The sequence below is a fragment of the Myxococcus virescens genome, from assembly GCF_900101905.1.
Lineage (GTDB): Bacteria > Myxococcota > Myxococcia > Myxococcales > Myxococcaceae > Myxococcus > Myxococcus virescens.
In genome coordinates this window covers 580,377-600,490 of record NZ_FNAJ01000001.1, presented here as the reverse complement: position 1 = coordinate 600,490, position 20,114 = coordinate 580,377, and the positions used below count along the sequence as shown (strand labels likewise).

Below are 20,114 nucleotides of genomic sequence, written 5' to 3'. Positions count from 1 at the left end.
CCATGCGCCGCAGCGACAAAGCCACATCACACTCCAACGAAGATGTGGTGCTGGCAACCAGCTCGCTTCAGGGCGAGCGCCGCGTGGCCATCGTCCGCGTCGTGGTGGTGTTGCTGATGGCGGTCAGCCAGGTCGTCATCGCCTGGGGCGGAGGGGAGACGTACTCGGCACCGGTGGACGGCGTGCGCCTGCAGGCGATGGCCGCGTACGTGCTCTTCTCCGTCGTCGCCATCGCCGTGCTGCTGCTCCAGAAGCCGCACCCGAAGCGGGCCCGGTGGCTGCCCGTGCCCACGACGCTGGCGGACACCAGCTTCTTCTCCTTCATGGCGTGGCACACCTGGCGCATCTCCGGCGCCTTCGACGCCGGCATGTTGTGCGCCAGCCTGGGCATGGTGCTGGCGTTCTCCGTGGTGCGTTACTCATGGTGGCACGTGCTGTTATCCACGGTGCTGTCCAGCGGCGCCTACGCGCTGCTCGCGTGGGTGACGGGGCACGGCTCGGTGGCGCGCACCAGCTTCGTCCTCATCTGCTACGCCGCCTTGGGCGCGCTCATCGCGCTGACGAACTCGGAAGTGGGTGGCATGTTCCTCAATTTGCGGCGCCGCGACGGCCTGTCCCGCTTCCTGCCCCGGCAGGTGGTGGAGCGGGTGATGCAACTGGGGGATGCCTCCCTCCAGCCGGTGCAGCGCGACGTCACCATCCTCTTCAGCGACATCCGCGACTTCACCACCCTGAGCGAGACGCTGGACCCGGGGCAGGTGCTGGAACTGCTGGACGACTACTTCGGGCACATGGCCCACATCGTCATGGCGCGCCACGGCATCGTGAACAAGTTCCTGGGCGACGGGATGCTCGCGTGCTGGGGCGTTCCGGATGCGCGCGAGAACCACGCGGAGCTGGCCATGCGGGCGGCGCTCGACATGCGCGCCAAGCTGGAGGACATCAACGCCCAGCGCGTGCAGCGAGGTCTGCCGCCGCTGCGCATCGGCATCGGGCTGCACACCGGCATGGTGGCGGCGGGCATGCTCGGCGGCGCCGAGCAGCACGAGTACACCGTCATCGGTGACGCGGTGAACCTGGCGTCTCGCGTGGAGGGCCTCACCAAGTCCCACGGCGTGGACATCCTGGTGAGCGAGCGGACGTGGCAGATGAGCGGCGGGCATTTCACGGGCGAGCGCCTGGGCGAAGCGCACGTGAAGGGCCGGCGGGAGTCCGTGGTCGTGTACTCCCTGCACGGCCCGCGCACCCATGAGGACGTAGCGCCCGTGCTCAAGGCCGCGGCGGGCACGTAGCGCCTCGCCGCGGCGTGGGCGCTCAGGCGGGCTGTGACACGCCGGGGGCCGTCATCACCTCGGCCCGCAGCGTCTGCTTCATGCCCAGCGAGAACAGGGCCACGGTGAGCAGGTACACGGGCTCGATGAAGAAGAGCAGGGGCCCGCCCAGGGCCAGGCCATGCGTCTTCTTCTCGAAGACGACGTGCGCGCCGACGACGAGCGCGAAGCGCACGGCCATGACGCCCACCGCCACCGCGGCGGCGGTGCCCACCGGAAACCTCGCGACGACGGCCTCCGCGGCGAGCAGCGTGGGCGCCAGGGGCAGCGCCATCAGCAGCCCCGCAGTCCACTCCAGGGAGACGGCGTAGAGGACCACCGCGAGCAGCAGCACGTGCGCCGCCGTGAGCGCCGCGTCACCCACGGGCAGCCGGACGAAGCTGAGCGGGACGAGCAACGCGAAGATGAACATGTAGGCCCCCACGAAGTGCACGGCGCGGCTGACGCCGTTCTCATGCAGGGGTAACCAGACGCGCAGCTTGTCGGCGAAGCTCGTCATGGCGTGGGACTACGCGCGGACCGGCGTGGTGGCGGCCTGCTGCTGCGGCTTGAGGACGTAGTCCCCCAGGAGCACCGCGACGAAGAAGAGCGGGCCCACCAGCGCGTGCACCAGGTTGGTGAGGAAGGAAGGCGACTTCTTCTCCCACACGCTGTGTCCGGCCAGTTGTACCAGCCACGCGAACGCGGCCATGACCACCACGCTCCACGTGGGCATCAGCCGGCCCACCGGAAAGCACGCGGCCATGAAGAGCACCACGATGATGCCCAGCTTCACGTCGGCGCGCAGGTACCAGACGGCAGCCAGGGCCAACACCACCATGCCCAGCGTCAGCGAGCCGCCGGGAATCGCGGGCACCGCCAGCAGGTGCACCCAGTCCAGCATCGCGACGATGTGGAGCACGATGAGCGGGATGGCGATCTTGTGCGTCAGCCGGTTCGTCGGGTGCTGATGCGAGGAGTAGTACTCGTCGAAGAGGGCGACGACATGGGGCTTGAGCATGCGTCCTCCGGAAGCGAAGGGGTGTGGATGCTTCGCAGCGTAGGGGAAGTGGCGCTGGGTTTCCTGGCCGCGGACGCCAATCTCCTGGCCGAGCACGCCACCCGGGCTCAGCCCGCTTCGGGCCGCTCGCGCCAGACGCGGGGCGTCATGCCCGTCCACCGCTTGAAGGCGCGGTCGAAGGTGCTCAGCTCCGAGTACCCCAGGAGGAAGGCCACCTCGCTGACCCCCAGGTGCGCGTCCCTCAGGTAGTCGAAGGCCAGCTCACGGCGCACTGCGTCGACCTCGTCCTGGAACGACGTGGCGTGCTCGGCGAGCCGGCGCTGGAGGGTGCGGGGGCTGACGTGGAGCTGCCGGGCCACGTCGCCCATCTGCGGCGCTCCGTCCCGCAGGGAGGCGCGGAGGGCGTCGCGGACCTGTTGCAGGAAGGGGGGCGTGGGGGGCGCAGCCGGTGGCTCGGCGGCGGGGGTGCCAGCGGCGCGCTCCAGGACGGACAGGAGGACGGGGTCCGCGTCCACCACGCGCAGCGCCAGCGTGGCCGCGTCCAGCGTCAGGGCGTTGCGGCCCGCGTCGAACGCCGGGGTGACGCCAAAGTGCTGCTCGAGCGGGCGGAGGTCCGCGGGGGCGGGGTGGGCGAAGGAGACGTGGCGCGGATTCCACGGGTGTTCGGTGAGCTGGCGCCCGACATGGACGAAGAGGGCCAGTCCGAACTCGCTGGCGTGGCGGCCGTAGGCAAGGGGCTCGCCGGGGATGCCGTAGACGAAGGTGCCGCTGCCGTCCGGTGCGTCCTGGAAGGAGGCGCGCCAGGCGGGCTCCAGCAGCGCCATGTACCGGGCCAGCGCGCGGAAGGTGTCGCGGACGGTGGGGGAGGCCCGGGCGATGTACTCCACCAGTCCGTAGTTTCCGCGCGGGACTCGCTGCGCCACGTGCAGGCCGAGGAAGGCGTCTCCGGACAGGGCCTCGGCCGCGTCGAGGAAGGCGTGGAGGGTGGCCAGCGGGAGGGTGACTTCGGGCAGCGCGCTCGCGTTGGCGGGTAGCCCGAAGCGCTCCACCAGCGGGGACGGGTCGCGCCCCGTCGCGCGCAGGTAGGCGAGCATCGGTCCCACGAGCTGGGAGCGGACGTCGGTTGGTGGCCGGGAAGGGGGCTGCATCTCCACGCGGGCGCGACGCTACCGTGTCTCGGGCGCGGGGCCCACCACCCTGGAGCGGCGCTGGACGGTGCGGGCAGGCCTAGAGTGGGGGCATGGACAATCTGGCTCACTCGCTCGTCGGTGCGTGGATGGCGGAGGCGGGGCTGAAGCGCACCACGCCGCTGGCCACCGCGACGCTCGTCATCGGCGCCAACCTGCCGGATGTCGATGGCCTCGTCACCCTGGCGGGCTCGGATGCGTCGCTCTACTGGCGCCGGGGCTGGACGCACGGCGTGCTCGCCCTGGCCCTGTGGCCCTTCGTGCTCACGGGATTGATGCTGCTCTGGGACCGGTACGTGCGCAGGCGCAGGCATCCGGACCTGCCGCCGGCTCGCTTCGGGCCGTTGCTGTTGCTGTCCACGTTGTCGGTGCTGAGCCACCCCGCCCTGGACTGGCTCAACACGTATGGCGTCCGGCTGCTGATGCCTTTTGACGGGACGTGGTTCTACGGCGACGCGCTCTTCATCATCGACCCGTGGGTGTGGCTGCTCGCGGGCGCCGCCGTCATCATGGCGGATGCGCGCACGCGCAGGTCCGCTGCGGGGTGGGTGGTGCTCGGCGTGGCCTCCACCGCGCTCATCATGGTTCCCGCGTTCGTCCCATGGCCCGCGAAGGTGATGTGGGCCGTGGGCGTGGTCGCCATCCTCTGGTTGCGGCTGCGTGGGACCCACGTCCTCTCCGCGCAGCGTGTGGCCCGGGTCTGCGGCGTGGGCCTGTTGCTCTACCTGGGAGCCATCTTCTTGGGCTCGCAGGTGGCCGCGCCGCGTGCCCTGGAATGGCTTCGCTCGCAGAACCTCCCCGTGGAGCGCGCCATCGCGGGACCGCTGCCGGCCAACCCCTTCGTGCGGGACATCATCGCCTTGGGACCGGACCGCTACCACTTCGTCCGAGCCGACTTACTGGCGGGCGACGCGGGCCGCTTCCGCATCAGTGACGCCAGCGTGCCGCGTGAAGCCCAGCCCGGGCCTGTCATCCAGGCCGCGTTGTCGGCGCCGCAGATTCGAGGGCTGGCCAACTGGCTGCGCCTGCCCACGTATCAGGTGGATGAGCGCGCCGATGGATGGCGCGTCACCATCCGCGACGTCCGTTACTCCCGGATGCAGAGCGGCGGCCTGGGCACGGCGGTGGTGGTGCTGGATGGTGCGCTGCGCCCCGTCCGGGTCGAACGGCCGTAGGGGCATGTCCTCCGCCACTCGCGATGCCAGGCGGGAGGTGGAGCAGATGCCAAGGCAGGCGCCTGCGAGCGATGCCTGGCACCCCAGGGCCGCCGTCCCCGCGCATGCCTCACGGGGACGGCGCCACGCACTTCAGCGCTGCAGGTCGATGCGCACCCATTCGCCCTGGGTGGCGCCGGTCAACACGGTGAGGCCCAGGTTGCGGTAGGCGGCTTCCACGTCCGCGCGCTGGTGGGAGAGCACACCCGCCAGCACGAGCCGGTCCTTCGTCTTCGCCACAATCAGCGGAGCCAGCTCGATGAGCGTGTTGGCCAGGATGTTGGCGAGCACCAGGTCGAAGGTGCCCTCCACCTGGGTCAGCTCCTTGCCGGAGACCTCGATGTCCGGCGTGCCGTTCTCCGCCTGGTTCTCCTGCGCCAGCTCCACGGAGATGGGGTCGTTGTCGGTGGCCACGGTGCGGCCCGCGCCCAGCTTCTTCGCGGCGATGGCCAGCACGCCCGTGCCGGTGCCCACGTCCAGGACCGAGGCGCCCGGGTGCTCGGCCATGTACGCGTCCACCGCGGCCAGACACAGGGACGTCGTCGGGTGGTCGCCGGTGCCAAAGGCCATCTTCGGCTCAATCACGAGCTGCACGGTGCCCGCGGGTGCGTTCGCCTTGTCCCACGGAGGACCGACCCACAACCTGCCCACATGCACGGACTTGATGAGCGACTTCCACTCGTTGCTCCAGTCCTGCTGGGGCTGCTCATCCAATGTGAGCTTCGCCTCGGGGAAGGACGCGGCCACCTCATCACGGGCGGACTCGGCCGTGTCGCGCTCGTCGAAGTAGCCGATGATGATGGCCTCGCCAGGGTTCGGTCCGCGCACGCCCGGCATGAGGGGCGCTTCGCGGTCCCGCACTTCGAGGCCCAGCGCGCCCGACTCGTGGAGGAGGTCCTGTACGGCCTCGGACGCTTCCTCGGGCAACTCCACTGTGAGTGACAGATAGGTCTGGGACATGCGGGCCCTTTAATCCCAGCGTGGCTAGCGTGGAAGCGCCGTGAGACGCCTCATTCGTTGGTGGCCCCTGATCTGCCTGACTGCCTGCTCGGGTCCGGACGCGCCGGATGCCGCGGTCTGTCGGGATGTCGTCGTCCGGCTTTGCCGGTCGGCAGTAGCCTGTCCCGGCGTGGCGGTGCAGCTTGACCTGGGGTTGAGCTGCGAGGCCACCCTCCTCCAGCGGACGGGCTGCGAGGGCGACGCCTTTGCCTTCGCAGCTCCCTCGCGGGAGCGCGTCCTGGAGTGCCGCGAGCCTCTGCTGAGCTGGGGCATGTCCACGGACCACCCCCCGACCTGTGCGGACGCGACGCGGTTTCTCACCGAGTGCCCGGACGTCGCGGGCTTCTTCCGGGAGGGCCAACCATGAAGCGTCTAGGGGCGGCGGTGTTGGTGATGGCGGTGGGGTGCGCGCCGCTGGACGTGGAGCGGAGGACGGAGCGCGGGCCGCTCTTGCGGACCTACTCCCAGGAGAAGGCGCTGAACGAGCGCATCCCCTTCGCCACGACGCAGGTGCAGTGGCCCCAGCTCACGCTGGCGTTCTCCTCGTCGGACATCTGCCGCACCGAGCAGCATGGGGAGTACGCGGAGGACATCATCTCCACGCACAGCAACACGGGCGCGGCGGCGGCGGTGAGCACCGGAGGCATTCTCACGGTGCTGGGCGGGACGCTGCTGGTGGGGCGCACGCTGTTCTCGGACACGCCGAACCGCTCCGCCATCGATGAGAAGGGCCGTTACGGCGCCTCCAGCCGCGACGTCGCCACGGGGTGGGGCTTGGGGCTGCTCATCGCCGGTGTGCCCGCGGTGGTGGCCGGCATCGTTCAGCTCTCCCGCAGCGGCGAGACGCGGGAGACGCGCAAGACGGATGAGCTGCTGTCCTTGCGCGAGGTGCCCTGCCAACCCAAGCCCGTGGACGGGGTGGTGGAGCTGGCGGGAGGACCGGACCCGCAGCCTCCGCCCCGGCTCACCCTCAACGGGGCGCTGGTGCTGACGGCGGATGAGATTCGGCGGCTGTCCTTCGTCGGACTGGCGCTGGATGGTACGCCCGTCACGCTGGAAGAAGAGGACCTGGACCGGCTGGAGACCTTCCGCACCTGCGCGACGCTGCTGGCCACGCCGGTGGACCCGGAGGCGCTGGCCGGAGAGGCGCGCTCACACCCGGACCGGCTGCGGATGAAGCGGGAGCTGGCGCGGGGCTGCACGACGCTTCCGGGCGCTCCGGCACAGCCCCTGCTCGAAGCCATCGAAGGCGCCCTCGGGAGCACCGCCCTCTAATACGACTCGGTCAGATGAATCGGGCGCGGTCGCCCCGTGTTGACGGAGCATGACGCCCGCCCAATTACGCAAGCTTGACCGGGAGCTGAGCGAATTCCTGGACTCGATGACGGAGGGAATGGGCCGGACCGAGAGACGTCGCGCCCTCGCGCGGCTACCTCACCGGACTGCTGCTCGACGGAGAACGCAAGAGCATCGACCCCATGGCGGCTCGGCTCGTCGAAGCGCCCGAGCAGACGGAGGCCATGCGCCAGCGGCTTCAGCAGTGCGTGTCCGGCGCGAAATAGGACGACTGCGAAATGCGACGGCGCCTAGCGCGGCAGCTCGAGCGCGAGCTACCGGGCCTGGAGGCCCTCGTCATTGACGACACGGGCTTTCCGAAGAAGGGCGTGCATTCAGTGGGCGTGGCGCGCCAGTATTCGGGCACTCTGGGGCGGACGGAGAACTGCCAGGTGGCCGTCAGTCTGCATCTCGCTGGAGAGAGAGGTAGCGGCTGCATCGCCATGCAGTTGTACCTGCCTGAGGAGTGGGCGCGCAGCAGGAAGCGCTGCAAGGCCGTTGGAATTCCTGCTGGAGTGAAGTTCCAGAAGAAGTGGCAGATAGCGCTGCGCCAGTTGGATGACGCATTGGCGTGGGGCGTGCGCCGGCACCTCGTCTTAGCCGATGCAGGGTATGGCGACGCGCGAGAGTTCCGCGACGGAGTGCGCGAGCGGGGGCTGCATTACCTGATGGGCGTGCAGGGCTCGCACAAGGTGTGGCCGCCCGGCCGCGAAAGCCCGAGAGGGAGCCGGTCCAGAATGGGCGCCCGCGCACGCGCTACGTGGCCGAGGGCGTGCAGCCCTGGGCCATCGAGGAGTTGGCGCGTCAACTTCCCAAGGAGGAATTCCAGACTGTCGTTTGGCGCGAGGGCAGTCGAGGCGAACAGTCCTCCCGCTTTGCCGCCGTGCGCGTGCGGACGGCGGAGCGGCACGTCCAGCGAGCTGCGCCGAGTGAAGAGGTGTGGCTGCTCATCGAGTGGCCCCAGGAGGAGAAGGCGCCGTCGAAGTACTCGCTCTGCTCGCTGCCCGCGAACACGCCACTCAAGGAGTTGGTGCGCTTGTCCAAGCTGCGCTGGAGAGTGGAGCGCGACTACCAGGAACTCAAAGGCGAAGTGGGGCTTGACCACTTCGAGGGGCGAGGGTGGCGAGGCTTCCACCACCACGCCACCCTCTGCATGGTCGCCCACGGATTCCTCGCGCTCCGCCGAGCGCTTTTCCCCCCGGAGGAGAACACGCTGGACGCTGCCCGAGGTGCGCCGCCGCCTACAGCACCTGCTGCTGCGCCGCATCGGCCACTGCCCCCTCTGCCTGCGCCATATCAGCGCCCGCGCACCTCCTCGGGGGCCGTCACGCATATGACCGGGTAGTATTAGCGTCGTCGCGGTAGCCGCAATGGACGTTCCACTCGCCATACGTAGCCCGGGTTCTCTTGGATGAAGTGAACAAGAGCGGCTGATGCGAAGTCGCGGAAGCGTTCATCGTTCCAAAGCGCGCGCGTGTCATTCTTGCTGAGTCGTCCCCCTCTCTTTGTAGTGGAGACGTGGATCCAACCGAGATAGGGGTCGAGCTTCGGGAAAGTTCGTCCTTGGTCGTGGCCGTGGGGAACGGACGGATGCGGGTCTGGGTCTCCCTTAATGAACTCCCAGCGGCTCAGATGACCGATAGTTCCGCTAGGGATGAGCTGGAGCCAATCGGGAGGCGGCGAACCTCCAGCGGCAACGATGTCCGGATGTGCCTCGTTGCTTTTGGTGGGGTCTCCACGCTCGAAGGCCCGGCCTAGTTCTTCTGTGTCTCGTGTATCGCTCGGTTCCGAACCGAGGGGCCCTCTGTTTGGATCGCTAAGAAGTTCATCGAGGTACCGTAAGCGGGTCTCCAGCGTCTCCCCTTCGATCAAGCCAAAGGAGAGAGAGATTTCGTTCAAGAGTCTGTAACACCGAATAGCTTCGTTCTTCAGGGGGGTGAACATGCCGCTATTTTGCTCCTGTGATTGACCATCGTTACTTCCGAAGTGACCTCGTAGTACTTGGGCCTGCACCGAGGAGGACGGAACCATCTGAACCGTTCAAATTCACTGTGTCGAAATACCAAGTCAAAACGACACGTCGCCCCAGTATGGCTGGTGCTCGTTCCGCTGGCTGCGGTGTTGATGCTGCCCTGGGAAAGGGACGGCGAGCTGTTAGGGCCCGTTCAGGAATTAGTTATCCGAATAGGTGAATAGCCAGGCGACCGGGCGTGTTGGCCGGATATGGACGCGGAAAAGGCCGTGGCGGAGCGCTACCAGGCACTCCGAGACGTCATGGATGAGCGAGTGACGCGCCGCTGGGCAGGCGCCGAGGCACTCGCGCTGGGGCGAGGCGGCGTCACAGCGGTCGCCCGGGCGACAGACTTGGCGCGCATGACGGTGCGCGCGGGGCGCGACGAGGTGAGCGGGAAGAGGCCTGAAGGAGCGCTGGTGCGGGTGCGGCGCAAGGGCGCGGGCCGCCCGCCGGTGGAAGTAGCCCAGCCGGGGCTGACCGAAACCCTGGAGTCGCTGGTGGACCCGGTGACTCGGGGGGACCCGGAGTCGCCGCTGCGCTGGACGTGCAAGAGCACGAGGATGCTGGCCGCGGAGTTGGAGAAGCACGGCTACAACGTGAGCCCACAGAAGGTGGGCGAGTTGCTCAAGAGCCAGGGCTACAGCTTGCAGGCGGTCTCCAAGTCGTTGGAGGGAGAGTCGCACCCGGACCGCAACGCCCAGTTCGAGCACATCAACGCCCAGGTGCAGGAGTTCCAGGCTCGGGGACAGCCCGTCGTTTCGGTGGACACGAAGAAGAAGGAGTTGGTGGGGGAGTTCAAGAATGGAGGCCGTGAATGGCAGCCGGCGGGGGCGCCGGTGCTGAGCCTGACGCATGACTTCCCGGACACGGCGGTGGGCAAGGCGATTCCCTATGGGGTGTATGACATCGGGGACAACAGCGCCTGGGTGTCGGTGGGGGTGGACCACGACACGCCCGTCTTCGCCGTCAACAGCCTCGGCGCGTGGTGGCGCAAAATGGGCCATGAGCGCTACCCCGGGGCGAAGGAACTCCTGGTGACGGCACGGCGGACTCGGGCGGCAGCAACAGCGCGCGAAGCCGGGTCTGGAAGGCCGAGTTGCAGCGGCTGGCGGACGCGACGGGGCTTTGCATCAGCGTCTGTCATTTCCCGCCCGGTACGAGCAAATGGAACAAGGTGGAGCATCGCCTCTTCAGCCACATCAGCATGAATTGGAGAGGCCGCCCCCTGGAGGACTACGAGACGGTGGTGAACCTCATCGGCACCACGACCAACACCAAGGGCCTGAAGGTGAAAGTACGGCTGGACCGGCGGCGCTACCGCACAGGAGTCAGCGTCTCTCATGAGGCCATGCACGAACTCCACCTCGTCCGCGCGGCCTTCCATGGGGACTGGAACTACGTCCTCAAGCCCCGGATGGATAATTAATTTCTGATCAAGCCCTTACCTTCGAGGAGACAGCTCTGCTTCCAGTCGTTTCGAGTTGAAGGAGAGCACCTCGCAAACCGTCGAGAGCCACCTGGTACCGTCTTCCAGGAGTGGCTCCAGATAGTCCGTCATGTAGAAGTCGATGTACTCCCACTGCAGCCGCTCCGCATCTCGTGCGCCGCTCGGACGCGGAATGTTCCGCGAGTTGGCCCAGTCCGCCAGGGTATGTCCCCATGAGCGATACGAGTGCGTTATCGCAACGGGCTCCGAGGTGAGGATGCCGCAGAACGTGGAGAAGAAGCCCCCATCGACGAAGAGCCACGTGTCGTCGAGGAACGGGAAGAAGACCCGCTCACACCATTCACCTTCACGGGTATCGTTGAGCTCGAAGTGCGCGTCAAAGGCTTCCGCGTTGTTGAGGAGGCCAAACGCCTGTTGCAGTGTGATGGTGGGAGCCCCTGAACGCGGCACGTGCATCCAATCGAAGACCCCGCATTGCCCCACCGCTAGGATGTAGACGCCGTGCCGACGCTCGGCTTCCCTGAGCACGTTGGCGGCATCTTCGATACTTGCTCGCCCCTCAAAGACCTTCGTGACTGCCTCGACGAAAGGCACACGTGGGTCCAGTTGGAGTTTGGGGGCTCTCGGGTACGCGGAAAGTGGCACGTGAAGCCCCTGCTCGAAGCCATCGAAGGCGCCCTCGGGAGCACCGCCCTCTAGGGGTGGCGTGTCCTCCCGAGGGACACCGCGTCGCTACGGACCGACGACCGCCAACGCGCTGCGGTCGAAGTTGATGATTTTGCGCGCCACCTCGCGCACGTCGTCCGCTGTCACCTTGGCGACGTGGTCCGCGTAGTGGAGGAAGTTCTCCAGGCCCAGGCCGTAGCAGGTGTCCAGCGCCAGCAGCGCCGCGCGCGAGCCGTTGCGCTGCAGGCCAATCTCGTGCGTGCCGATGAGGTGCTGCTTGGCGCGCGCCAGCTCCTCGGCGGGGATGGGCTCGTCGCGCACGCGCTCCAGCTCCGCGCGGATGCCGGCCAGCGCCGCGTCCACCTTCTCCGGGCTGGTGCCCATGTACGTGGCGAAGTAGCCCGGATCCACGCCTTCGATGGCGAACGAGCTGACGCTGTACGCCATGGAGCGCTTGTCCCGCAGCTCCACGAAGAGCCGCCCGCCCTGGCCGGACAGCACCGTGGAGAGCACCTCCAGCGCGTGCTGCTGCGGGTCGCCCACCCGGATGCCCGGGAAGCCGAGCACCAGGTGCGCCTGGGCCCGCGCCAGCACCTTCTTCGCCTCGCGAGGCCCCTCCAGGGGCGCCTCCAGCGACACCTTCGGCGGCGGGGCCGCCTTGCCGCGCGACGCGCCGAAGTACTCGCGCGCCAGGGCCATCACCTCGTCCACCTTCACGTCGCCCACCACGCTGAGCGTCAGCTGCGACGGGTCCATGTGCGCCGCGTGCCACGCGCGCAGCAGCTCCGGCGTCAGCTTCTCCACGGACGCCTGCTCACCTGTGGTGGGCATCCGGTAGGGGTGCGTGCGGTAGATGGTCTTGCTGAACAGGTCGAAGGCCACGCTGGACGGCTTGTCCTCGCGCGTGAGGATGTCCTGGAGCAGCAGCGTGCGCTCGCGGGCGACCTCGGCCTCCGGGAACGAGGGATTGAGCAGGCAGTCCGCGAAGAGGCGGAAGGCCGGCTCGAAGTGGCGCGACAGGAACTCACCGCGCAGGCCCACCGAGTTGCGCCCACCCTGGCCACCCAGGCTGCCCGCGTACGCGTCGATGAGGTCGGAGACCTCCTCCGCGTCGTGCGTCGGCGTCCCCCGCGTGATGCTGCGGGTGAGCAGCGTGGTGATGCCGTTGTCCTCCGGCGTCTCGTAGCGCAGACCGCCCGCGAAGGCGGCGCGGATGGCGAACAGCGGCACCGCGGGCTCCACGCGCACGACAATCGTCGCGCCCGACGGCAGCTTCTCCGTGATGATGTCGCTGGGGCCAGCGCTCGTGCCCTTCAGGATGCGCACCGGCGAGTCACTCACGGCCACCTTGCGCGGCTTGCGCTCGGGCGGCGCCGCGGCGGGCGCGCGGTCCACGGCATCCAGCACCTCGTGCACCTGCGCCTCCGTCAGCGGCGTGCCCTCCGGCAGCAGCCCGGTGACGACGGCGCGGTCGAAGCGCAGGTAGCGCTCGGCGGCGGCGCGCAGGTGCTCGGGCGTGAGGTTGCGCACGGCCTCGTAGTAGCGGGCCTCCGCCTCCAGGCTGCCCATGCCGGACTGGTAGAAGCCCATCTTCCGGGCCACGCCCTGTACCGTCTCGCGCTGGTACACGGCCTCCGCTTCCACCAGCGCCTTGGCCGTGGCCAGCTCCTCCGCCGTCACCGGCGTGGCGCGCAGCGTGGCCAGCCCTCGCGCCGTCTCCTCCAGCGCCCGGACGGCGTTGGCGGGCTGGAGCGTCAGCGACGCGGAGAAGAGGCCCGGGTCCGTGGGCGTATACGCGAAGGTGTGGATGTCGTTGACCAGGTTGTGGCGGCGCTTCACCTCGCGCACCAGCCGGGACGCGTCCCCCTGGCCGGCAATCATCGCCAGCACGTCCAGCGCGGGCACGTCCTCGTGGTCCGCCTGGGGAATCCCGAAGGCCAGGTGGAGGTAGGCCTCCTTCACCTCGTCCGGGCGCAGCAGGATGCGCCGGCCCGTGGCCACGGGCTCCGGGGCGCGCGCTACCCGGCCCTCATACGGCCGGCCCCAGTCGCCGCCGAAGATGTCGTCCACCCACTCGCGCAGGTCCGCCTCGCGCAAGTCTCCCGCCACCGACAGCACCAGGTTCTTGGGCGTGTAGTGGCGGTGGTAGAACTCCAGCACCTTCTCCCGCGTGAAGCTGCGCACGCTCTCGTCGGTGCCGATGACGGGCAGCCGGTAGGGGTGCACCTGATAGGCGGTGGAGAAGAGGTCGCGCGAGGCGCGGCGGGACGGCGTGTCCTGACTGCGCTTGATTTCCTCGCACACCACCTCGATTTCGCGCGACAGCTCGTCCGCGTCGAAGGCCGACCGGCGCACCGCATCGCCCAGGATGTCCAGGCCCATCCGGGCGAACTGGCTGGCGATGACGATGTGGTAGACGGTCTGGTCGTAGGAGGTCCAGGCGTTGATTTCGCCGCCATGGGACTCCACGTCCCGGGCGACCTCACCGGGGCCGCGGCGCTCGGTGCCCTTGAAGAGCATGTGCTCGTGCAGGTGGGCCAGCCCTGCCTGGTCCGGCCGCTCGTCGGCGCTCCCGGCCTTGACCCAGACCTGGAAGGCCGCGACCTTGGCGGCGTGCTGCTCCTCGAAGACGACGGTAAGCCCGTTGGGTAGCGCGTAGCGGATGGCCATAGAAACGTCCGAAGCTGTCACCGGCCCACTGGGAGGGCAAGGCGAGGTGTGATGTTTTCCCTCACTGGCTAACGCCCGGGAGCCCCGGCGTCGAGGGGACTGTACGGCTGCCGTCCGACCGGATGGATGGACTTCGGACGCGCACATGCCCACGCGTCTCTGGTCGTGAGCCCGTTCGGGGGGTAACCTGCGCCCGCCCATGCCGTCACCTCCGGAAGAGGTGGATCCGCTCGCGGACCTGCGCGAAAGCCTGGACCTGGAAGACACCGGTGCCTCGGTGGCCCCCGCCGCCCCCGCCCCCGTGGCCTCCAGGCCCTTGCCAAAGCCACCGCCCTCGGCTCCACCGCCCGCCGCTCCGCCTCCGTTGCCGCCGCGCCGTCCGGCCGCCCCCCTGGCCGCCGTGCCCAAGGGCACGGGAGCGCCCGCGTCCCCGAAGGCGCCCGCGTCCCCGGCTGCCGCTGCTGCTGCCCCCGCCGTCCGCGCCGCGCGGGCCCCGGGGAATGATCCATTCGGTGAGCCGCCCGAAATCCGGATGCCCATGGGCGGCTCGCCCGAGGACAAGCTGGAGTACTTCCGGGCCGTGGTCCGCCAGAAGACGGAGACCCTGGCGCGGGCCCGGACGCTGTACGCGGAGCGCGACGGCGAGCTCAACGGCGTGAAGCAGTCGCTGACGCTGGCGCGCAAGGAGCTGGCGGAGTCGAAGGCCAGTGTCGCCGCCTTCCAGGAGGAACTGGCCCGGGCGGAGGCGGAGACCCAGTCGCGGCTCGCCAGCCTCCAGGGAGAGCTCTCCGCGGTGGAGGCGGACCGCAAGGACCTGTCTCGCGCGCTGGCGGAGGTCGAATCCGATGTGCCGCGCCTGACGGCGGAGCTCCAGGAGGAGCGCGAGGCCCGTGGCGCCGTGGCCGAGGAGCTGATTGGCGCGAAGGAAGCGCTGTCGCTGGCCCAGGACCGCGTGGCGGAGCTGGCCGCGGAGAAGTCCGAGGCCCAGGGCGCCCTGGAGGCCGTCCAGGAGCAGTACCAGCAGGCCATCGCCGACGTGGAGCGGCTGACCTCCGAGTTGGAGGCAGCGTCGTCGGAGAAGGACTCGCTGGGCCTGCGCACCGCGCAGCTGGAGGCCGCGCTGGCGGAGGCCCAGTCCGGGCTGAGCGCGCTGGAGAGCGAGAGCGACTGGTCGAAGAGCTCGCTGGAGGAGGCCCAGGGCCGCGCGGGCACGCTGGAGGCCGAGCGCGACGAGGCGCGCAAGCAGCTGGCGGTGGTGGAGGACGGGCTGCGCACCCTGCAGGAGCAGGTGGCGGAGCTGGAGCGTTCGCTGGCGCTGAAGGACGCCGAAATCGTGGGCCTGCGCGCGGCGCTCACCGCGCGGACCACCGAGGCCGCGGAGCTGCCCGCGCTGCGTCAGGCGCTGGAGGCGCGCACGGCGGAGCTGGCCCAGCTCAAGGCGAAGCTGGAGGCGGAGGCGGCGAAGGCCGAGGAGCGCTCACTGGCCCTGGAAGAGGGACTGGCACAGGCCAGCGAGCGGGCGCAGCTGGCGGAGGGCGAGGCCGCGGCGCTGAAGGAGGCGCTGGAGGCCGCCGAGGTGGAGCAGGTGTCGTTGCGCGACCGCATGGAAGCGGACGCGGCGGCGCTGGGCGAGGCGGTGCAGCAGGCCGAGACGAAGGTGTCGGAGCTGACGGCGGCGGTGGAGGCCGCGCACGCGGACCATGCGTCGTGGAAGGAGCAGCTCGCCGCGGTGGAGCTGAAGGCGGCCACCAAGGACGCCGAGCGCGTCGGCCTGGCCGCCCGGGTGTCCATGCTGGAGGCGGCGTCCGGTCAGCGCGAGGCGGAGCTGGCGCGGCTGCAAGCAGAGGTGGCGAAGGCCCAGGAGGCGCTGGCGCTGGAGCGTGCGCGCCGCGAGGCGGCGGAGGCCGAGCGCACCGATGCGGAGGTGAAGGCGGCCCAGGCCGAGGCCCAGGTGGAGTCGCTGACGGTGGGGCAGGGCGGCGCCGAGGCGCAGGTGGCCTCGCTCACCGAGGAACTGGAGGCCGCGCGCGCCGAGGCGGACAAGGTGGAGCGCCTCCAGGGCCGGCTGAAGATGATGGAGGGGGCCCTGGAAGGCGCGAAGGCCCAGGCCGCGTCGGCAGGCAAGTCGGACGCGGCGCGCGCTGCGACCGAGGCGAAGCTGGCTCGCGCGGAGGCGTCGCTGAAGGCCGAGGAGCAGAAGCGGGCCGACATGGAAGCCTCGCTGCGAGCGGAGCAGGAGGCGCGGCGGGCGCTCGAGGCGAAGCTGGCCGAGCAGCCAGGGACTCCCTCCCAGGGCGCGGGTGCGTCAGCGGACTGGGAGGCGGAGCGCGAGCAGCTCAAGGCGGACGCGGCCAACCTCAAGCGCAAGCTGGTGGCGGCCGAGGCAGCGCTCGAGAACGCGGCGGGCTACAAGGCGAAGATTGCCCGGCTGGAGGCGCAATTGAAGGGCAAGAGGTAGAGGTTTTTCCTTCATGCCTTTCGACGCGCCAGTGGATGCCCTCACAGGAATGCCGGCGGCCCGCTTCGGGCTGTACCTGCATTTCCCGTACTGCCTCGCGAAGTGCCCGTACTGCGACTTCGCGGTGGCGGTGGCGCGGCAGGTGCCGGAGGAGCGCTATGCCCGCGCGGTGCTGGCGGAGCTGGACACCCGGCTGGCCGCCGAGCCCTCGCTCGCGGGGAAGGTGCTCGACTCCATCTTCCTGGGCGGCGGGACGCCGTCCCTGTGGCACCCGCGCTACGTGGCCCAGGTGCTGGACGGCATCGCCGCGAGGCTGCGGGTGGCGCCTGGCGTGGAAGTGTCGCTGGAGGGCAATCCGGAGCGCACGGACGCGGAGCGCTTCGCGGGCTACCGCGCGGCGGGGGTGAACCGGCTGTCGCTGGGCGTGCAGTCCTTCCAGCCGGAGACGCTCAAGGCGTTGGGGCGCGCGCATGACGCGGCCATGGTGGAAGGGGCCGTGGACGCGGCCCGGAGCGCGGGCTTCCCGGTGGTGGCCATGGACTTCATCTATGGCGTGCACGGGCAGACGGTGGCGCAGGTGGAGGCGGATGCGCGCCGGGCGGTGGCGCTGGCCCCCGAGCACCTGTCCACCTACGCGCTGACGGTGGAGCGCGACGTGCTGGCGGAGGACACGCCCCTGTCGAAGCGGCTCAAGCGCGGCGAGCTGGAGCTGCCGCCCGACGACACCGTGGTCGACATGGCGCGGGTGGTGCGCGAGGTGTACGGGGCGGCGGGGCTGCACCGCTATGAGGTGTCCAACCACGCGCGGCCGGGGTTCAGCTCGCGCCACAACGCGCTGTACTGGACGGGCGGGGAGTACCTGGCGCTGGGCGTGGGGGCCACGGGCATGTTGCTGTCGCCCCAGCCGCACCGGTACGTGAACCTGCGCAGCGCGGAGCGCTACCTCGTGGAGGCGGAGGCGGGGCGGATGCCAGAGGAAGGCCGCGAGCCGCTGGGGCCGGAGGAGCTCTTCGCGGAGCGCCTGGCCATGGGCCTGCGGCTGGTGTCGGGCGTGGACTGGGAGGCCGTCTGCGAGCGATATGGGCAGCCGGTGGAGCCCCGTCGGGCGGAAGTCGCGCGGCTGGTGGCGCACGGCTTCGCGACGCTGCGGGACGGGCGGCTGGCATTGACGGAGAAGGGCGCGGACGTCCACAGCGCCGTGTGCGCGCGGCTGCTCTAGGCGGCGTCCACTGGAACGGATTTCGAGAGGCGTATGAGCAAGTGGATACTGTGGCTGTTCCTCACCCTGCTGACGGGCAGCCCGCTGCTGTCGCTGGGCCTCATCATCGTCATCATCTTCGTGGCGGACCGCTTCACGTGGCAGGTGCTGCCCAGCCCGGTGCGGCTGCTCAAGCGCTTCCAGCGCGCGGGACAACTGGCGGGCACCATCCTCACCAACCCGCATGAGCGGCGCGCGCGGCACGAGTTGGCGGACATCCGCGTGGAGCAGCGCCGCTACGCCGAGGCGGTGGACATCCTCAGGCCCAACCTGGAGGCGGGCGACGAGGACGTGGATACGCTGTACCTGCTGGGCGTGGCCTACCTGGGCGCCGGTGACGCCCAGCGCGGCGAGCTGCTGCTGGACGAGGCGGCGAAGCTGGACGCGGGCCACAAGCTAGGCGCCATCGACCTGGAGCGCGGTCGTTTCCGGCTGAAGCGTGGCGACGTGCCGGGCGCGGTGGAGGCGCTGGAGCGCTACTGCAAGGTGCGACACGGCACGGTGGAAGGTCGCTATCTGCTGGCCAAGGCCCTGAGCCGGGCGGGCCGCGGCGACGACGCGAAGCGGATGCGCGACCTGGCCTGGTCCGAATACGTGGTGGCGCCCCGGTTCCAGCGGCGCCGGGAGCGCAAGTGGGCCTGGCGCGCGCGGCCCAGCCGGCCGTTGATGTACGCGGCGGCCGTGGCCCTGGTGCTGGGCCTGCTGGCGTCCATGTTGCCCCGGTTCATAGTGACCCCAGAGGGAGACTACGGCGGCCGCTACGGCTCCGGCGCGTATGGCGAGCCACCCAGTGCGGTGGGGATGGAGGAGTACCAGGGCGAGTAGCGCTAGGCTCTCGCCCATGTTCCCCACGCCGTCGCAGGTCCTCCGCCAGCGGGAGGGAGTGCTGGCCGATACGCCGTTCCCCCTGCTGCTTCACGCGCTGATGGCGGAGGAGCGCACCTGCACGTTGGAATTGAAGGTGCGCCAGCGGGAGAAGCGCATCGTCTTCGAGGACGGCGCGCCGGTGGCGTGCCAGTCCAACCTCCTCCACGAGACGCTGGGCAAGTACCTGGTGGAGAAGGGCAAGCTGTCGGAGACGGACTACCAGAAGGCGCTGGCGGAGAGCATCTCCGCGGAGGTGCCGCTCAGCGGCCTGCTGGTGCAGAAGGGCTTCATCAGTCCCTTCGATTTGTACAAGCAATTGCAGGCGAACCTGGCGCACAAGCTGCTGGACTGCTTCCGCTGGGTGGACGCGAAGTACCGGCTCATCGCCGACGTGGAGCCTCCGGACGCCAGCGTGCGGACGAACACGGGCCAGCTCATCCTCACGGGCGTGGCCAACGTGATGCCTTTCGACGCGGTGGCCACGCACTTCACCTTCACGGATGAGCGCCGCTTCGGGCAGATGTCGGGCTCGGAGGCGGGCCTGAAGCTGTCGTCGAAGGACGCGCGGCTGTTCCAGGCGCTCCGGCTGCGTCCCACCTTCGGTGAGCTGATGGAGCGCACCGGGTTCGACACGGAGGTGGTGCTCCGGCGGTTGTACGCGCTGTGCCTGCTGGAGGTCGCGGGCTTCGTGGAGGACGTGGACGCGAAGGCGGCCCGGCTGAGCGCGGGGAAGGGGACGGCGCCCGCCGCGCCCGCGTCCGAGCCGGTGGCGCCTCCGGTGGCGGCGCCCGCTCCGCAGGGGACGCCGTTCTCCGACGAGGACGAGGCGGCGCGCAATGCCCTGGTGAGCGCCTTCATGTCGCACCGGAGCAAGGACCCCTTCGCGCTGCTGGACGTGCCCGAGGACGTGCAGCCGGTGCCGCTGCGCAAGGCCTTCCTGGCCCTGGCGGACCGCTACGCGCCCCTGCGCTTCCACACGCCGGAGCTCCGCGAGAAGGCGGAGGTGCTGCTGGCGGCCCATGCGAAGGCGTTTGGCGCGCTGTCGGACGCGGAGCAGAACCTGCTGTGGCGCAAGCGGCGCGCGGCGCATCGGGAGAAGGACCGGGGCACGCGGCCCACCACGGCCGAGCAGTTCCGCATCCGCACGGACTTGCTGGACGCGACCACGCAGTTCGACGAGGCGAAGCGCCGGCTGGCCGCGCGGAACCACGCGGGGGCCTTCGAGTACTTCGAGTACGCCTGCGACATCGACCCGAAGCCGCTGTACCAGGCCTACCGGGCCTACGCGCGCTATCTGATGAAGCCGGAGGCGCACGGCCGGCTGGCGCAGCAGGAGTTGCAGGAGGTGCTGCGCCAGGAGCCCACGCTGGAGGAGGGCTGGGCCTTCCTGGGTGAAGTGGCCCAGGGCGAAGGCCAGTGGGGGCAGGCCGAAGACGCGTTCCGCAGGGCGTTCAAGCTGAACCCGAAGAACCGCCGCTACGTCGAACTCATCCAGGAGATTGTCCGGCGGCGCTAGGCAAGCCCCTGTCTGGCCGCCTGCCTGACAGGGTTTGTCTGGTGTTGGGTTTGGGGCCATTTCCAGTCCCTGTGGGTGGCGTCTGTTTGGCGCCCGACAGTGGATGTCATTATTTGCGGGCCGGGAGGGGCCTGGGTTTTCCTTTTTGCGGG

At 69.7% G+C, this 20,114-nt stretch carries 15 protein-coding genes and 2 pseudogenes; 11 read left to right on the top strand and 6 right to left on the bottom strand.

Going from position 1 to position 20,114, the window contains the following annotated elements:
• Positions 1-47 precede the first annotated feature (47 nt).
• On the top strand, positions 48-1,292 hold the full coding sequence (locus BLU09_RS02470; protein ID WP_244171366.1) for an adenylate/guanylate cyclase domain-containing protein: 1,245 nt from the start codon (positions 48-50) through the stop codon (positions 1,290-1,292).
• A 22-nt stretch (positions 1,293-1,314) separates the two neighbouring features.
• Here BLU09_RS02470 and BLU09_RS02465 read toward each other — a convergent pair whose 3' ends face one another.
• From BLU09_RS02465 to BLU09_RS02455, 3 genes are all read right to left on the bottom strand, one after another.
• Positions 1,315-1,830, bottom strand: a complete 516-nt coding sequence (locus BLU09_RS02465; protein ID WP_090484938.1) for an Mpo1 family 2-hydroxy fatty acid dioxygenase — start codon at positions 1,828-1,830, stop codon at positions 1,315-1,317.
• Positions 1,831-1,839: 9 nt separating this feature from the next.
• Positions 1,840-2,331 carry an Mpo1 family 2-hydroxy fatty acid dioxygenase gene (locus BLU09_RS02460; RefSeq protein WP_090486952.1) on the bottom strand — a complete coding sequence of 164 codons (492 nt, stop codon included), beginning with the start codon at positions 2,329-2,331 and terminating at the stop codon, positions 1,840-1,842.
• A 107-nt stretch (positions 2,332-2,438) separates the two neighbouring features.
• On the bottom strand, positions 2,439-3,485 hold the full coding sequence (locus BLU09_RS02455; protein ID WP_090484936.1) for an AraC family transcriptional regulator: 1,047 nt from the start codon (positions 3,483-3,485) through the stop codon (positions 2,439-2,441).
• Positions 3,486-3,571: 86 nt separating this feature from the next.
• Here BLU09_RS02455 and BLU09_RS02450 point away from each other — a divergent pair, with 86 nt between their 5' ends.
• The gene (locus tag BLU09_RS02450; RefSeq protein ID WP_090484934.1) at positions 3,572-4,693 is read left to right on the top strand and encodes a metal-dependent hydrolase; all 1,122 of its coding nucleotides are present in this window, start codon (positions 3,572-3,574) and stop codon (positions 4,691-4,693) included.
• Between the two features lie 132 nt (positions 4,694-4,825).
• Here the strand turns inward: BLU09_RS02450 and BLU09_RS02445 are convergent, their stop codons facing one another.
• The gene (locus BLU09_RS02445; protein WP_090484932.1) at positions 4,826-5,692 is read right to left on the bottom strand and encodes a 50S ribosomal protein L11 methyltransferase; all 867 of its coding nucleotides are present in this window, start codon (positions 5,690-5,692) and stop codon (positions 4,826-4,828) included.
• Positions 5,693-5,861: 169 nt separating this feature from the next.
• On the opposite strand from BLU09_RS02445, the gene BLU09_RS39175 reads away from it, so the two are divergent.
• The 5 genes and pseudogenes from BLU09_RS39175 (at position 5,862) to BLU09_RS02430 (ending at position 10,506) form a co-directional block, all read left to right on the top strand.
• Positions 5,862-6,098 carry a hypothetical protein gene (locus BLU09_RS39175; protein ID WP_244171364.1) on the top strand — a complete coding sequence of 79 codons (237 nt, stop codon included), beginning with the start codon at positions 5,862-5,864 and terminating at the stop codon, positions 6,096-6,098.
• Positions 6,095-7,006 carry a hypothetical protein gene (locus BLU09_RS02440; protein WP_244171363.1) on the top strand — a complete coding sequence of 304 codons (912 nt, stop codon included), beginning with the start codon at positions 6,095-6,097 and terminating at the stop codon, positions 7,004-7,006. Before BLU09_RS39175 ends, BLU09_RS02440 begins: the two co-directional genes overlap by 4 nt.
• Positions 7,007-7,305: 299 nt before the next feature.
• Positions 7,306-7,791 (top strand): annotated as a pseudogene (locus tag BLU09_RS39170) (IS701 family transposase); the annotation flags it as partial.
• Positions 7,761-8,411: an IS701 family transposase gene (locus tag BLU09_RS39165; RefSeq protein ID WP_341865160.1), complete on the top strand. Its 651-nt coding sequence runs from the start codon at positions 7,761-7,763 to the stop codon at positions 8,409-8,411. The pseudogene BLU09_RS39170 and the gene BLU09_RS39165, both read left to right, overlap by 31 nt.
• A gap of 878 nt (positions 8,412-9,289) precedes the next feature.
• Positions 9,290-10,506 (top strand): annotated as a pseudogene (locus tag BLU09_RS02430) (ISAzo13 family transposase).
• 15 nt (positions 10,507-10,521) lie between these two features.
• Here BLU09_RS02430 and BLU09_RS02425 read toward each other — a convergent pair.
• Positions 10,522-11,121, bottom strand: a complete 600-nt coding sequence (locus BLU09_RS02425; protein ID WP_143043099.1) for a hypothetical protein — start codon at positions 11,119-11,121, stop codon at positions 10,522-10,524.
• 138 nt (positions 11,122-11,259) lie between these two features.
• The gene (locus tag BLU09_RS02415) at positions 11,260-13,863 is read right to left on the bottom strand and encodes a M16 family metallopeptidase (RefSeq protein WP_186817676.1); all 2,604 of its coding nucleotides are present in this window, start codon (positions 13,861-13,863) and stop codon (positions 11,260-11,262) included.
• A gap of 199 nt (positions 13,864-14,062) precedes the next feature.
• Here BLU09_RS02415 and BLU09_RS02410 point away from each other — a divergent pair, with 199 nt between their 5' ends.
• From BLU09_RS02410 to BLU09_RS02395, 4 genes are read left to right on the top strand one after another with little or no spacing between them, the layout of a single operon-like run.
• Positions 14,063-16,321, top strand: a complete 2,259-nt coding sequence (locus tag BLU09_RS02410; RefSeq protein ID WP_090484910.1) for a coiled-coil domain-containing protein — start codon at positions 14,063-14,065, stop codon at positions 16,319-16,321.
• 13 nt (positions 16,322-16,334) lie between these two features.
• A complete protein-coding gene (gene hemW, locus BLU09_RS02405; protein ID WP_090484908.1) occupies positions 16,335-17,540 on the top strand; it encodes a radical SAM family heme chaperone HemW in 1,206 nt (401 codons plus the stop codon).
• Between the two features lie 33 nt (positions 17,541-17,573).
• The gene (locus BLU09_RS02400; RefSeq protein ID WP_090484906.1) at positions 17,574-18,404 is read left to right on the top strand and encodes a tetratricopeptide repeat protein; all 831 of its coding nucleotides are present in this window, start codon (positions 17,574-17,576) and stop codon (positions 18,402-18,404) included.
• Positions 18,405-18,420: 16 nt separating this feature from the next.
• Positions 18,421-19,962, top strand: a complete 1,542-nt coding sequence (locus BLU09_RS02395; RefSeq protein ID WP_090484904.1) for a DUF4388 domain-containing protein — start codon at positions 18,421-18,423, stop codon at positions 19,960-19,962.
• The last annotated feature ends 152 nt before the right edge of the window (positions 19,963-20,114 follow it).

What these genes read in the sequence shown, in the direction of transcription:
- BLU09_RS02465 (WP_090484938.1), bottom strand. Translation starts at nt 1,830, where the DNA reads ATGACGAGCTTCGCCGACAAGCTGCGCGTCTGGTTACCCCTGCATGAG.
- BLU09_RS02460 (WP_090486952.1), bottom strand. Translation starts at nt 2,331, where the DNA reads ATGCTCAAGCCCCATGTCGTCGCCCTCTTCGACGAGTACTACTCCTCG.
- BLU09_RS02450 (WP_090484934.1), top strand. Translation starts at nt 3,572, where the DNA reads ATGGACAATCTGGCTCACTCGCTCGTCGGTGCGTGGATGGCGGAGGCG.
- BLU09_RS02445 (WP_090484932.1), bottom strand. Translation starts at nt 5,692, where the DNA reads ATGTCCCAGACCTATCTGTCACTCACAGTGGAGTTGCCCGAGGAAGCG.
- BLU09_RS02440 (WP_244171363.1), top strand. Translation starts at nt 6,095, where the DNA reads ATGAAGCGTCTAGGGGCGGCGGTGTTGGTGATGGCGGTGGGGTGCGCG.
- BLU09_RS02415 (WP_186817676.1), bottom strand. Translation starts at nt 13,863, where the DNA reads ATGGCCATCCGCTACGCGCTACCCAACGGGCTTACCGTCGTCTTCGAG.
- BLU09_RS02410 (WP_090484910.1), top strand. Translation starts at nt 14,063, where the DNA reads ATGCCGTCACCTCCGGAAGAGGTGGATCCGCTCGCGGACCTGCGCGAA.
- hemW (WP_090484908.1), top strand. Translation starts at nt 16,335, where the DNA reads ATGCCTTTCGACGCGCCAGTGGATGCCCTCACAGGAATGCCGGCGGCC.
- BLU09_RS02400 (WP_090484906.1), top strand. Translation starts at nt 17,574, where the DNA reads ATGAGCAAGTGGATACTGTGGCTGTTCCTCACCCTGCTGACGGGCAGC.
- BLU09_RS02395 (WP_090484904.1), top strand. Translation starts at nt 18,421, where the DNA reads ATGTTCCCCACGCCGTCGCAGGTCCTCCGCCAGCGGGAGGGAGTGCTG.